The 13,047-nt window shown below is 61.6% G+C and carries 12 protein-coding genes; 3 read left to right on the top strand and 9 right to left on the bottom strand.

The genetic code is table 11. The features are described from left to right. The first annotated feature begins 153 nt into the window (after positions 1-153). Together hpf and K3762_RS00855 are read left to right on the top strand one after the other, a co-directional pair. Positions 154-720, top strand: coding sequence for a ribosome hibernation-promoting factor, HPF/YfiA family (gene hpf, locus K3762_RS00860; protein ID WP_067630564.1), 567 nt, complete (start codon positions 154-156; stop codon positions 718-720). A gap of 40 nt (positions 721-760) precedes the next feature. Continuing rightward, the gene (locus K3762_RS00855; RefSeq protein WP_067630567.1) at positions 761-1,225 is read left to right on the top strand and encodes a PTS sugar transporter subunit IIA; all 465 of its coding nucleotides are present in this window, start codon (positions 761-763) and stop codon (positions 1,223-1,225) included. A gap of 52 nt (positions 1,226-1,277) precedes the next feature. On the opposite strand, the gene K3762_RS00850 is transcribed toward K3762_RS00855, so the two are convergent. From K3762_RS00850 to K3762_RS00820, 7 genes are all read right to left on the bottom strand, one after another. Further along, on the bottom strand, positions 1,278-4,409 hold the full coding sequence (locus K3762_RS00850) for an efflux RND transporter permease subunit (RefSeq protein WP_120349864.1): 3,132 nt from the start codon (positions 4,407-4,409) through the stop codon (positions 1,278-1,280). Then, positions 4,406-5,647: an efflux RND transporter periplasmic adaptor subunit gene (locus K3762_RS00845; protein WP_260010916.1), complete on the bottom strand. Its 1,242-nt coding sequence runs from the start codon at positions 5,645-5,647 to the stop codon at positions 4,406-4,408. The genes K3762_RS00850 and K3762_RS00845 overlap by 4 nt, the downstream gene beginning before the upstream one ends. Positions 5,648-5,689: 42 nt before the next feature. Next, complete coding sequence (locus K3762_RS00840) at positions 5,690-6,160, bottom strand: GbsR/MarR family transcriptional regulator (protein ID WP_067939715.1); 471 nt, start codon at positions 6,158-6,160, stop codon at positions 5,690-5,692. 128 nt (positions 6,161-6,288) lie between these two features. Further along, positions 6,289-6,855, bottom strand: coding sequence for a membrane integrity-associated transporter subunit PqiC (locus K3762_RS00835; protein WP_067629471.1), 567 nt, complete (start codon positions 6,853-6,855; stop codon positions 6,289-6,291). Between the two features lie 3 nt (positions 6,856-6,858). Further along, positions 6,859-8,943, bottom strand: a complete 2,085-nt coding sequence (locus K3762_RS00830) for an intermembrane transport protein PqiB (protein WP_120349862.1) — start codon at positions 8,941-8,943, stop codon at positions 6,859-6,861. Then, positions 8,936-9,595, bottom strand: coding sequence for a paraquat-inducible protein A (locus K3762_RS00825; RefSeq protein WP_201722075.1), 660 nt, complete (start codon positions 9,593-9,595; stop codon positions 8,936-8,938). The genes K3762_RS00830 and K3762_RS00825 overlap by 8 nt, the downstream gene beginning before the upstream one ends. Further along, the gene (locus tag K3762_RS00820) at positions 9,553-10,200 is read right to left on the bottom strand and encodes a paraquat-inducible protein A (protein ID WP_132444012.1); all 648 of its coding nucleotides are present in this window, start codon (positions 10,198-10,200) and stop codon (positions 9,553-9,555) included. The genes K3762_RS00825 and K3762_RS00820 overlap by 43 nt, the downstream gene beginning before the upstream one ends. A 157-nt stretch (positions 10,201-10,357) precedes the next feature. On the opposite strand from K3762_RS00820, the gene K3762_RS00815 reads away from it, so the two are divergent. Beyond that, positions 10,358-10,918, top strand: a complete 561-nt coding sequence (locus tag K3762_RS00815) for a type 1 glutamine amidotransferase domain-containing protein (protein ID WP_132444011.1) — start codon at positions 10,358-10,360, stop codon at positions 10,916-10,918. 51 nt (positions 10,919-10,969) lie between these two features. Here K3762_RS00815 and K3762_RS00810 read toward each other — a convergent pair whose 3' ends face one another. Beyond that, positions 10,970-12,073, bottom strand: a complete 1,104-nt coding sequence (locus K3762_RS00810; RefSeq protein WP_132444010.1) for a CaiB/BaiF CoA-transferase family protein — start codon at positions 12,071-12,073, stop codon at positions 10,970-10,972. Then, positions 12,070-13,041: a C45 family autoproteolytic acyltransferase/hydolase gene (locus K3762_RS00805; protein ID WP_132444009.1), complete on the bottom strand. Its 972-nt coding sequence runs from the start codon at positions 13,039-13,041 to the stop codon at positions 12,070-12,072. The genes K3762_RS00810 and K3762_RS00805 overlap by 4 nt, the downstream gene beginning before the upstream one ends. Positions 13,042-13,047 lie beyond the last annotated feature (6 nt).

The following is a 13,047-nucleotide window of genomic DNA, read 5'->3' as shown; positions in this document are numbered from 1 at the left end:
CGCGTTCCTGTTTGATCCTGCATCGCCCTTCCCGCGAAGGAACGGTTAAAATCATCCTGGTCGCAGCACCATTCCTCCATATCTGAAAGTTGTCGCGCTCCACGCATGTGGACCGTTTGGCAATGTTCGGAACAAGAAAGACAAGGAGACGATATGCGGTATCAGATCAGTGGCAAACAGATCGACATTGGCGATGCGCTCCGGACACATGTCCGGACCGAACTGGACGAGGCGGTCAGCAAATATGCTGAACGCCCGACAGATGCTCTGGTGGTGTTTTCCAAAACAGGTCACGAATTTGCCTGCGAGGCCACCGTGCATCTTTCCACCGGTCTCAATGCGTCGGCCAAGGCCAAGGCGACAGAGATCTATGCCGCCTTCGATAGCTGCTGCGAAAAGATGGAAAAACAGCTGCGCCGCTACAAGCGCCGCCTGAAGGACCATCACAAAGAACGCGCCGAACCGGTTGAACTTTTGGGTGCGTCCTCCTATATCCTCGCGTCAGACAGCGATTCAGATGCGCAGGAACCTGATACCCTCCAACCCATGATCATTGCAGAGATGCAGACGAAGGTGCCAACTTTGTCTGTCGGTGAAGCGGTGATGCAGATGGAATTGTCGGGCGACCCGGTGCTGCTGTTTCGCAAGGAAGGCCAGGAAGGGATGAACGTCGTGTACCGTCGAGAAGACGGCAACATCGGCTGGATCGACCCTTCGTAACCCACGGCGGTAATATCCGCCAAAGAGCAGGGCGAGCGGAATGGATTTCGGCAAACTCCTCAAGCCAGAGGCCGTGAAGGTTTTGACTTCGGCTTCGAGCAAGAAGCGTCTGATGCAGGATATCGGCGAACTCGCCCAGCAAGCCTATGGGCTGCCGGCCGGCCAAGTGGTGGATGCGCTGATGACGCGCGAAACCCTCGGGCCGACCGGTGTCGGCCACGGCGTCGCCCTGCCCCATGCGCGGATGGACGGGATCGACAAGGTTGTCGGTGCTTTCGTGCTGCTGGACAAACCGATTGATTTCTCTTCGGTCGATCGTCAGCCAGTCGATGTGGCCTTTGCCCTCTTCGCCCCCGAAGATGCGGGGGTGGAGCACCTCAAGGCGCTGGCACTGGTGGCCCGCACGCTTCGCGACACCAGCATCTGCACCAAGCTGCGGTCGAACCCCGACCCGGCCACGCTTTACACCATCCTGACCGAGGACAAGGCCGACAAGGCCGCCTGATCTTGGGCCGCCTGATCTTGGGCCGCCTGATCTTGGGCCGCATGACCTTGGCTTAGATCGCGACCGGTTCCGGCTCTTGCGGGGTCGGCTCGGCGCGTTTCGCTTTCTTTTCTCCCAACATCAGCATCGCCGGTGTCACCACCAGCGTCAGCACAGTGGCCACCACCAGACCGCCCGCGATGGCCGAACTCAGCTCGGTCCACCATTGGGTAGAGGGCGCGCCATAAACGATCTCACGGGTGAAAAAGTTGATGTTGAGGCCGATCACCATGGGCATCAGGCCAAGCGCCGTGGTGACCGAGGTCAGCACCACCGGACGCAAACGCTGCGCCCCGGTGCGCAGCGCGGCCTCCAGCGGCGACAGCCCCGCTTTTTTGAGGTCATTATAGGTGTCGATCAAAACGATGTTATTGTTCACCACGATCCCCGCCAAGGCGATCACACCGATCCCCCCCATGACCACCCCAAAGGGCCGCCCGGTGATCAACAGGCCGAACAGCACCCCGGCAATCGAAAACACGATGGCCGACATGACGACAAAGGCTTGGTAGAAGCTGTTGAACTGGATCACGAGGATCACGAACATCAGGAAAATCGCGGTAATAAACGCCCCCGCGAGGAAAATCATCGATTCCTGCTGGTCCTCCGCCTCCCCGGCGAAGGAGGCTTCGACACCCGGCGGCAGGTCCATCGCGTCAATCGCGCTGCGTAGGGCGACGGTTTGGTCGTTCACCAGAACGCCCGGTGCGACATTGGCCTCAATCGTCACCACCCGCTCTTGATCCACCCGCGTGATCGTACCGGTGCGGGGGCTTGGCTCAAAGGTCACGAAGTTCGAGATCGGCACCAGCCCCGCCGAGGTCGGCACCCGCAGCGATTGCAACTCTTCCAGCGTGCGCTCATCCGATGGAAAGCGCACGTTGATGTCGATGGACCCTTCGGCATCATCGGGCCGGTAATCCGCCACGGTGATGCCCCGCGTCAGCAGTTGCACAGCCTGCCCCAGTGTCGAGATATCGGCCCCAAACCGCGCCGCCTCAGAGCGGTTCACCGCGATGCGCCATTCCACCCCCGGCAGGGGGCGCGAGTCGGTCACGTCGGTAAAGCCGCCGATATCGGCCATCTTTTCGCGGATTTGGTCGACCACCTGTTGCTGCACCTCAGGATCATGGGCTTGGACCCGCAGATTGACCGGCTTGCCCGCCGATGGGCCGTTCGAGGCGGTCTGCACCTGTACGTCGATCCCCGGAATGGCCGCCATCTCGGTCCGGATTTCTTCGCCGATCATGGCAGCGGTCCGCCGTTCGTCCCATTCGGTGAACTCAACCTGAATGGTGCCGATCAGGTCGGCGCTGTCGCGGTTGCTGCTGCCGGTGCGGGCATAGACGCTGGCAATCTCGTCGTAGGCAAAGAGACGTTGCTCGACCTGCCGCACCAGCGCGTCTTGTTCGTAGATCGAGAAATTGTCCCGCGCGCGCACCTGTACCTGCGCAAAATCAGGCTCTACCTCAGGGAAAAAGGTGATGCCGTTGCCAAATTGCGCATAGGCGGTGAAGCCGCCCATCAGCATGGCAATGGCAAGGATCAGCGTCATCCATGGCCGCAGAATGGCGAATTGCAGCAGTTTGACATAGCCGCCGGTGAAGCCCTTCAGGTCACGCGGATCCCCCTGTTCGGCGGCATAGAGCGTGGCCTTATCCTTAGCGGATTGCGGGGGCCGTTTGCCGATGATCCCGCCAACCACGGGAATGAAAACCAGCGCCATGAAAAGCGATGCGGTCAGGGTCAGGATCACGGTGATGGGCAGGAACTTCATGAACTCCCCCACCGTGCCGGTCCAAAACAGCAACGGAAAGAACACGCTGAGCGTCGTGGCGGTAGAGGCGATGATCGGCCATGCCATGCGCTTGGCGGCATGGGCATAGGCAGCGCGGGGCGCATGCCCCTCTTGCAGGCGGCGGTCGGCCAGTTCGGTGGTCACGATGGCCCCGTCCACCAGCATCCCCACCACAAGGATCAGCGAGAAGAGCACCACAAGGTTCATCGTATAGCCCATGACCCAAAGCGCCGTGACCCCAGCCAAAAACGCCCCCGGAATCGCCAGCCCCACCAGCAGCGCCGAGCGGACGCCCAAGGCCCAGACGATCACGATCATCACAAGGATCACCGCCGCGATGACATTGGCCTCAAGATCGCTGAGCATGTCTTGGACCTGCTCGGATTCGTCTTGGGTGTATTTGACGGTGATGCTGTCGGGCCATTCCGCGCGCATCTCGTCGATCAACTCACGCACGGCGGCGACTGTTTCGATAATATTCGCGCCGGAGCGTTTCTTGATCTCAAGCGCCAGTGCGGGCTGGCCGTCGATACGGGCAAAACCGGTGGGGTCTTTGAACGTCCGGCGGATCGCGGCGACATCGGCGAAGGTCACCACCGTATCGCCACGCACCTTGATCGGCAGCGACATGACATCTTCGACATTCTCGATCAGCCCCGGCACTTTGAGCACCAGCCGCCCCGCGCCGCTTTCAATCGCCCCCGCCGCAATCAGGCGGTTGTTGCGGTTGATCTGGCTGATCAGCTCTTCGAAGGAGATGTTGTAGGTCTCGAACACTGTGGGGTCGATCAGCACCTCCAGAAGTTCCGTACGCTCACCGCCGACATCGACCTCAAGCACGCCTGACAGCCCCTCAATCGCGTCCTTCAACTCCTCCGATATGGTGTTGAGCGTCCGTTCCGGCACCGGGCCGGACAGGATCGCGGTCAGGATCGGGAAAAGCGCGGTGTTGATCTCGGTCACGACCGGATCGGTGGCGTCTTCGGGCAGGTCCGACTTGGCCCGGTCCACGCCTTCGCGCACCTTGTCGAGCGCCTCGTCGGAATCAAAACCCGGCTCGAACTCCAACTGCACCGAGGCATGACCTTCGGCGCCGTTGGAGGTGATCTGTTTCAGCCCGGTAATGGCACTGAGTTCGGTCTCAAGCGGTTCGACCAATAGCCGTTCGCTATCTTCCGGAGAGATACCTTCGAGCGAGGTCGAGACATAGAGTGTCGGGATCGGAATCTCGGGCGAGCTTTCCTTGGGGATGCCGATATAGGCATAGGCACCGACGGCCAAGATCATCACCAAGCTCAGGATCACCACGCGGGCGCGGCTGAAAGCGGCGTCGATCAGCGCGTTCATTCCGCCTGCTCCGGCTGGGCGGCTTCGGCGCTGCCGGTGATCTGCCCATCACCGGCTGGCTGTTCCTCCAATTCGTCAATCTCAGGCACGCCCGCCATCGGCTGCCCCTCGGGGCTTGAATCCGTGCCGGTTTCGGGCTGGGGGTTAACGGTCTCTCCGTCATTCACGAAACCCTGCCCGATGGTGATGATTTCGGCCTCATCCGGCAGGCCCGCAATCCAGATACCATCGGTCTGGGCACGCACGATCGCGATCTTGTTGAAAACGACCTTGTCCTCGTCATTCACGGTTTTGACACCCAATGTGCCATTGGTGTCCAAGGACAGGATCGCCGGAGAAACGAAATGCGCACGGGTCTCGCCCGTAGGAATACGCACGCGGGCCGAGATACCGGCAGGAATCGCACCATCGGCGTTTTCGACCCTAACCTCGGCGGTAAAGGTCCGGGTTTCGGCGCTGGCGCTGCTTGAGACGAATTGCACCTTGCCCTGCGCCTCTGTCCCGGTGATGAACACGACCTCGGCGTTCTGCCCTTCCTTGATGTCTTTCAGCGACTGCTGAGGCACCTGCACTTGGATCGTCAGCGGTGTGTTGTCGACCAGACGTGCGATTTCCTCACCGGTGGAGACGAACTCTCCGGCAGAGATATCCAGCATCTCTAACCGACCGGGAAAGGGGGCGCGGATTTCGGTGTTGTTCAGCGCCTCTTCGGCTGAAGTGACCGACGCCTGCGCGGCGGCCAAGGTCGCCCGCGCTTGGCTGACCCGGTCCACGGTCGAGACGCCCCGGTCCAGTAGGGCTTCGGCATTGTCGTATTCCCGCTGTGCGCGGCTTAATTCCTCGCGGGCGCGGGCCAGATCGGAATCCCGCGCCGTGGTGCTGAGACGCGCGATCAACGTACCCGCGTCGACCACATCGCCCTTGGCTACCAGCACCTCGGCGATTTCTCCGCCTGCTTCGGCGCGGACCATCGTGTCGCGGTCCGGCAGGGCCTGACCTTCGGCCACAAAGACCTGCGTCACACTTTTGGCTTGAGAGCCGCGCACGGCCACTGTCACCGCCTCGGGCGAGAGGGGGGCAGGTGCGGCTTCCTCGGTTTCTTCGGCGGGAATGATATAGCCGCTGCCCATCCAAAGTCCGATCAACAGCGCGATTCCACCGGCGATGTATTTCGACCGTTTCGAGCCAGCGTCGCTGTCGAATGAAAGCGTCTGGCGCTCTTGAGATGTGTCACTCATTGATCGAACTCCATCACCGCGTTCCTGTTTTCAGGTCGCGCGTCAATTCTTGGGTTTGCTCACCCGGGTTGCGACATCATCAAGCGCGGTGCTGATCGCGTCGTAAAACTCGGCAAAGGAATCGAGCCTCGCGCGTACGCCGTCGGCCTCTTCGGGCAGTTTGCTGATCGTGTCGCTAATCTCGGCCTTGGCGTGGCGCGTGCCTGCCAGCGCGAATTTTGTCATCGCGGCATAGGCGTCATCGGCAAGTTGAAAGTAGTCCTGCCGGTCGCCGGTTTTGTTCACCCGCCGGATCAGGCCCCGCTCTTCCAGCACACGGATTGATGTGCTGATCGTGGCGCGGCTGACGGACAAACGGCGCGACAGCGCGCCAAAGGCAATCGGCTCGCCCTCGAAAACGAGCATGGCAAAGACCTGTCCCGACATGCGCGGCAGGCCCTCGCCCATGGCGATCACGCCCATGCGCGTGATGAAATCATCGCGGACTTGGTCGATTTGGTCTGTGGTATCCATCTGTTCCCCGTCAACGACACGCTGCGTTGACGGTAGATAAACAAGGCCCGGCACAAATCAAGTCTATTCAGAAAATTCCGAACAGACTGAACACGACATGCCGCAAGGTCATTTTCGGGCGAACTGCCCTACTTCAACCCGTTTTGCGCGATGTAGCGGGCCAGATCGAGCACAAGCTGGCCGCGCGCTGTGGCGATGGCATTGGCCCCGCCTTCGGGGTTGAACGGCACGCTGAGGTCAAACAGGCCCGAACGCTCCCGACGGTCATCGGGGACGGCCACGAAATACTGACCAGAGGCGCGGAATTCTCCGGCTTCGGTGGCCACCATTTCGGCAAAGCGCACTTCGAGACGGGCATCGGGGAAAGCCTCAAAAGGCCAAGGCTCAGACGCGATGCGCCGCCCGGTCATCCGCGCGAGGTTTTGGCTCAGCTCCAGCGCCACGGCCCGTTCGGGGGCATCGGCCCACAGCACATCGGTCGAACTGACCAGACTGCCGTCGGCCATCTGCAGCGAAATCTCTTCGGCGGCGGCATAGGTTGGCAGGGACACGTCGCGCACCTCAACCGAGCTAAAAGCGATCGAAGTCTTTTCTGTGACCGCCGGGGCGCGCACGGTGAAACGCTCAGCAGCGCCGCCACAGGCCGCCAAGGCCGCCAGCAGGCCGAGGGTGATCAGAGGTCTTGCAACATTCATGCTTTACCGTCCCAGCAATAGAGAATTGGGGTTACGTTCGATGGTCCGCGCCAAAGATGCAAGCGCATCGGCGGCTTTCTGGATGTCGCGCAGGGTGCGCTCGGCGCTGCGGCTTAGCTGTTCGCCTTGGTTATAGCCTTCGATGGTGCGGCTGGCCTGCGCGAAAAGCGCGGTCAAACGTTCGACCACCTGCGGCAGATCGCGGGCCGAGACGGCGATGCTATCCGCCGCATTGCGGGCCGAGGCCAAGGTGCGGTTCACATTCTCAACCGCGCCGCCTTCGCGCAATTCTACCAACGTGGCGTTCACCTCATCCAATGCCCGCTTGAGCGCGCCCGGCAGGGCCACCGCGTCTTCAGTGCCGATCACCGCATCGGCGGATTCGGTGAGGTCCGTCAGCGCGACGACCAACTCTTCGACTTCCAGTGTTTCGGCCTTGGCCGCCACGGCCTGAATGCGCTCTACCAACTCTGGCACGCCCTCAACCGAAGACGATACCGCGTTCGCCGCCTCCGATGCCCCTTCAAGCGCGGTGGACAGGCGCTCGGCGATCCGCTCTTCCTCAAGCTGCGCCACCAGTTCTTCGATCCGCACCAGCGTTCCGTTCAAGGCGACCGGCACGTTCTTGACCTCCTCGGAAGAGACCAACCCCGTCAGTTCACCCAAAAGGGTTCGCACATCCTGCGGCGTTTCGCGCAGGTCTTCGTCTGAGACGAAAGCCTCTGCCGAATTAAGGAAAGTAATCGCACTGTTGAGCAACTCTTCGATCGGCAGGCTGTTGATGCGGGTAAAGACCCCTTCGACCGTGGCCGCCGCATCGGAAACATCGCTTTCAGTGGTCGGCATCAGCGCAAGACCGTTATCAGCCGCTTCCAACGATGCCTCAGGCACGTCTTCCACCGTCACGAACTCAACCTTCAGGCCGCCGGTCAACAAGCTGGCCGAGGCCAGCCGCGCACGCAGGCCGTTTTCCACACGCTCTTGTAAGAAGGCCAGCGCGGCTTCGGCGGTTACGTCGTCTTGCAACCCCAGATGCGCCGGTTGGATCGACAAGATCGCGTTGAGCCGAACCCGGCTATCGCCAAAGCGTTCGAAATCCACGAGGCCCGACAGGGTCTCGACCTCACCGATCTCAAGCCCGCTCATTTCAACCGGGGCGCCGACGATCAGCCCTGAGATATTGTCGTCGAACACAACGCTCAACTTGAGCGGATCCACTTCGGAAGCGTTAAAGACAGAGTTCCGCGCGGTTTCCTTGTCGGGGTAGATCTCAAACACCGTCCCGTCAGACACCTGCGCCCCGCCCGAGACGAAGGTGTCAAAGGTGATGCCGCCGCCCACGAGGGTAGCGAGCGAGGAAAAGTCAATCTCGGCCCCCGCCGGGCCGATGTTGACGCTAAAGCCGGAGGCGTCCCAGAAACGGGTGGATTCATTGATCAGTTGGCGGTGCTCTTCAAAGATCAGCGCCTCAACAATGGCAAAGTTGCCCCGCGGGGCAATCTTGGCATAGCCTACGCGGCCCACTTCGATGCCCTTGTAAAGGATCGGCGCATTGTCGGTCAGCTGGCCATTGGCGGTGGACCGAAAGGCAATCTCAAGCCCGCCCTGACCGCCACGGATCAAAGGCTCGGTCGATGACCCCTGAAAACGCTGCGCCGCCGGGCCGACCTGCTGGTCCCATGACCCTTCGATATAGACACCGCTCAGCACCGTGCTGAGGCCGGTAATGCCCTGCGCGGTGACTTCGGGCTGTACGACCCAAAAGACCGCACCGTTGTCGATATAGGGGGCCACATCTTTGTCGAGCCGGATATGCGCCGTCACCCGGTCCAGATCCGAGGTGAAGCCGACCTTTTCGACCACACCGACCGTCACATCGCGAAAGCGCAATTCGGTCTCTCCAGCAGAGATGCCCGCGCCCTCTTCGAACTCCACAATGATCACCGGGCCGCGTTCGCTATAAGAGCGATACGCCACGAAGAGCGCCACGATCAGGGCAAGGATCGGGATGATCCAGATCACCGACGCCCCGCTGAGGAACATCTTGCGTGTCGGAGAAATCGGTACGTCGGGAGGCGTCTTAGTCATCGGTTTTCAGGCCCTCGTCCTTGGTCTGAGCGTCCCAGATCATGCGGGTATCAAACGCTTGCGCCGCCAGCATGGTAAAGATCACGGAGAGGGCGAAAAAGATGCTCGCGGTACCGGGATTGATGGCGGCCAGTGTCTTGAGTTGCACCAGAGCGGATAAAATCGCAACCACAAAGATATCGATCATCGACCAGCGGCCAATGTACTCAACCACTTCGTAAAGGTAGTGCCGCTGCCGCTGCGAGGTGACAGAGCGCCGTTTGACGCTGATCGCAAGAAAGGCCACGGCCATGAACTTGGCCAGCGGAATGGCAACAGAGGCAAAGAGGATGATAAAGGCGATCCCCCAATTGCCGTATTGCGCCAGTTCCACCGCGCCGCCGATGATGGTGCTTTCCTCGACCTGAAACAGCGTCCGGGTCTTGAGCATCGGGTAGGTGTTGGCGGGGATGTAGCACATCAGCCCAACGGTCCAGAACGCCCAGACACGCTGAAGGCTCAACCGATCGCGTGAGACCAGCTTGCTGCCGCAGCGGCTGCAGGTCTGCGTGCCCATCGGCGCGGGCTTGCTACAACGGGTGCAGGCCACGACGCCCAATTCCCGCGCGCTCAGGATGTCTTGGGATGTTCCAGAGAGTTCCATACAGACCATTTGCATAAGAATCTGTCCTGCGCGATGACGAGGATCACCAGCGCGCCGAACATGTAAAACGCCGGGCCAAAGCCGACATCGGCCAGATCGGCCACTTTAACCAGCGCCACCGCACAGCCGATGGCAAAGACCTCGGCCATCGACCAAGGGCGCAGTTCCTCTGACAGGCGAAAGGCGGCGACGGCATGCCGCGCGGCCGGGCGATCCAGCACCACGGGGATCAACACATAGAGCGTCAGCAATACCCGCAAAAGCGGAATGAAAAAGATCAGCGCCGCCGTGGCCAGCGACAGAAAGATCATCGCCCCCCCTGAAAAGGCAAGCGCCGCATCCAGCACCGACACCGCGTTGCGGGCCCCCGCCGCGTCAATCGTAAGGAAGGGAAAGACCGCCGCCCCGATGATCAACACCATGACTGCAACCGCCACGGCGATGATTTGCAAACCTGCATTCCTGCGCGGCGTGATCAGGGCCGTGTGGCACCGCTCACAAGCCGCGCGTTCCCCATGGGCGGGGCGGCGTAGCCGGTAGACGGCGTCGCATTGCGGACAGACGATCAATTCGTCCATGGGCAGTTCGGCGAGGGGGGTGTCGGGGTGATCCATTCTGAACGCATATATGATGCCGCTCTTGGCTGTATCAACAAATATTCGCGGCCCTGTGGCGCATCTGCACCGGCGGATCACTGCCCTCGCGCGAATGTGAGCGGAACAGGGGACCATGCACATCGTTGGTCCAGCAGAAATCACAAAGGAGAAAGCAATGACCGATATCACCAATGCAAAGATCCTGATCCTCGCCACCAACGGTTTTGAGCAGTCCGAACTGGAAAAACCCCTGAACGATCTCCGCGACCGCGGCGCCACTGTCCATGTGGCCACCCCCGACGGGAATGAGATCAAGGGCTGGGACGAAGACGACTGGGGCAACACCGTGCCCGCAGACCTCGCCCTTCGGGACGTAAATGTTGATGACTACCAAGGCATCGTGCTGCCCGGCGGCCAGATCAACCCTGACCTGCTGCGCGCCAACGATGACGCTGTGGCCCTGATCCGCAAGTTCCACGACAGCGGCAAGACCGTCGCCGCGATTTGCCATGCCCCATGGCTGCTGATCGAAGCGGGCATTATCAAGGGCCGCAAGGCAACCTGCTTTAGCTCCATCGCGACCGACGTGAAGAACGCTGGCGCGCAGTATGAAGACAGCGAAGTGGTGGCCGACCAAGGCATCGTGACCAGCCGCTCGCCCGAGGATCTCGACGCATTCGTCGCCAAGATCGTCGAGGAGATCGAAGAAGGCAAACACGACCGCAAAGCGGCCTAAGCCTGAGCTTTCGTTCCAAGATTGACCCCCGGCCCTCGCGCCGGGGGTTTTTCATGCGCGGTCCAAACGTAGGCCAAGCTCCGCCAGCACCGCATCGGTGTCCGCCCCGATGGCACGCGGGGGGCTGGGCATCTGGGGCGCAGTTGCGCCAAAACGCGGCGCACGGCCCGATTGCAGCACGGCGTCTACCCGCACCACATTGCCGCGTGCCGCCATCTGCGGGTGGTCCGGCGCTTCGGAAAAGCTGAGCACGGGGGCCACGCAGGCATCCGAACCGTCGAAATGCGCGGCCCAGTCATCACGGGCGCGGGTTGCGAATATCGCGGCGAATTCGGCGGTCCGCGCCTCCCAAGTCGCCCGGTCGTTCTGGCTGGCGGCTAGGTCCGCAGGCAGACCCAGCTTCTCCAACAGGATCGCGTAGAACTGCGGCTCCAACGCGCCCACAGAGATGAATTTTCCATCGGCGCAGGTGTAGCAGCGGTAGAAGGGCGCGGCCCCGTCAAGCCAATTGGTAGCGCGTTCCTCGGTCCATGTGCCTTGGGCCAACATGCCGTGGATCAACCCCATCATCGCAGGCACCCCGTCGACCATCGCAGCATCGACAACTTGACCTTTGCCGGTCACCCCCCGCTCGATCACTGCCGAGAGGATGCCAAACAGCAAGAACATCGTGCCGCCGCCGTAATCCGCCACCATGTTCAAAGGCGGCACCGGGGGCGCACCCGCGCTGCCCATGGCGTGCAAGGCCCCTGTTAGAGCCAGATAATTGATGTCATGCCCCGCCGTCTGCGCCCATGGGCCGGTCTGACCCCAGCCGGTCATGCGGCCATAGATCAGCTTGTCAGAGCAATCTGTTGGGCCGAGGCCCAAACGCTCCATCACGCCGGGGCGAAACCCTTCGATCAGCACATCGGCAGAGGCAATCAGCGCCCGCGCTGCCGCGATCCCTTCGGGGGTTTTCAAGTTCACCACCACCGACCGCTTGCCACGGCGGTTGATATCGGACGGGTCCGCCGGGGCGGCTTTGCGGTCGACCGTGATGACATCCGCGCCCAGATCAGCCAGCAGTTGCCCCGCCAATGGGGCGGGGCCGAGGCCGGAGAACTCCACCACCCGCAGCGACGACAGCGGCCCTTTGCGCGCCGCCCTGCTCATGCCGCCCCCGGTACCAAGACCTGCCGCGCGCCTTCGGTGAAATCCGACAGCGACAGCGCCCAGGTCGTGCCGGGCCAGCGCAATTCCATCTCGCGTTTTCGTGGACGGTAAACAGCGGTGTAAAGCGTGCCGAACCCGGCGTTGAATGCCGTGGAATAAAGCGGAGGTTTCAGAAAGGCGCCGATGAATTTCTCTTCCGGATCGCGGTGCAGACGCAGACGTTGCAAAAGATAGCGCTCCCGCTCGACCGTGGCGGTAAAACGGGCGTGGCTGATCCATTCCACATTTTCCTGGTGATTGGTCGCCACCGCGGCGCGGGTGGTGACAGCCGGGCGGTCAGGGGCCATCATCGCGGTCAGGTAGCTCCGCTTCCGATCGAGCACGGTGACGTTATAGCTCATATGCGTCGGCACCCGTGCCAGCACCTCTCCCGCCTCTTGCGCGGTTTCGCAGGTCTGCAGCACATAGCGTAGGATCAGCGGCACGCCGAACCCTTCGCCTACCACACGACGCCCGCCAAAGGTTAGCGAGATCGACAGCCCCGCATCATTCACCCCATCGACCAGCCCCCATAGCCCATCCGATGTGCCCATGACCTGCCGCCCCTGCCAGCCCGAGCGCAGCACCATCGCGTCGAATGCATTGGGATTGTAGTCATAGTTGCGCACCATGACCGGTTCTTTCCCGGCCCAGATCGCCTGTGAACAGGCCGAGAGATAGGGCGGCGGGCAATAGAAGCTCAGAAACCGCGCCGCGTGATCGCCGCCGCCCGCGAGGGTGCAAAGCTCATCATAAAGCGGCAGCATCTCGGGCATATGTTTGCCCAAGGCGCGACGGCATTGGGCATAGGTCGGGCGCGCGGCCTCCCCTTCCTTCAGCCACCATGCATGGTAGTCAGGCCAATAGGCTGCGAAGAGACCGGCCCACTTGGGGCCGGGCTGATCTTCGGACATTGCGCGCCAGTACATCGCGGC

Source organism: Sulfitobacter sp. W074 (assembly GCF_025142275.1).
Taxonomy (GTDB): Bacteria; Pseudomonadota; Alphaproteobacteria; order Rhodobacterales; family Rhodobacteraceae; genus Sulfitobacter; species Sulfitobacter profundi.
This window is presented reverse-complemented; position numbering and strand designations above follow the sequence as displayed.

Bases quoted from the DNA above. Each gene is read 5' to 3' on its own strand.
- hpf (WP_067630564.1), top strand. From the start codon at position 154: ATGCGGTATCAGATCAGTGGCAAACAGATCGACATTGGCGATGCGCTC.
- K3762_RS00855 (WP_067630567.1), top strand. From the start codon at position 761: ATGGATTTCGGCAAACTCCTCAAGCCAGAGGCCGTGAAGGTTTTGACT.
- K3762_RS00850 (WP_120349864.1), bottom strand. From the start codon at position 4,409: ATGAACGCGCTGATCGACGCCGCTTTCAGCCGCGCCCGCGTGGTGATC.
- K3762_RS00845 (WP_260010916.1), bottom strand. From the start codon at position 5,647: ATGAGTGACACATCTCAAGAGCGCCAGACGCTTTCATTCGACAGCGAC.
- K3762_RS00840 (WP_067939715.1), bottom strand. From the start codon at position 6,160: ATGGATACCACAGACCAAATCGACCAAGTCCGCGATGATTTCATCACG.
- K3762_RS00835 (WP_067629471.1), bottom strand. From the start codon at position 6,855: ATGAATGTTGCAAGACCTCTGATCACCCTCGGCCTGCTGGCGGCCTTG.
- K3762_RS00830 (WP_120349862.1), bottom strand. From the start codon at position 8,943: ATGACTAAGACGCCTCCCGACGTACCGATTTCTCCGACACGCAAGATG.
- K3762_RS00825 (WP_201722075.1), bottom strand. From the start codon at position 9,595: ATGGTCTGTATGGAACTCTCTGGAACATCCCAAGACATCCTGAGCGCG.
- K3762_RS00820 (WP_132444012.1), bottom strand. From the start codon at position 10,200: ATGGATCACCCCGACACCCCCCTCGCCGAACTGCCCATGGACGAATTG.
- K3762_RS00815 (WP_132444011.1), top strand. From the start codon at position 10,358: ATGACCGATATCACCAATGCAAAGATCCTGATCCTCGCCACCAACGGT.
- K3762_RS00810 (WP_132444010.1), bottom strand. From the start codon at position 12,073: ATGAGCAGGGCGGCGCGCAAAGGGCCGCTGTCGTCGCTGCGGGTGGTG.
- K3762_RS00805 (WP_132444009.1), bottom strand. From the start codon at position 13,041: ATGTACTGGCGCGCAATGTCCGAAGATCAGCCCGGCCCCAAGTGGGCC.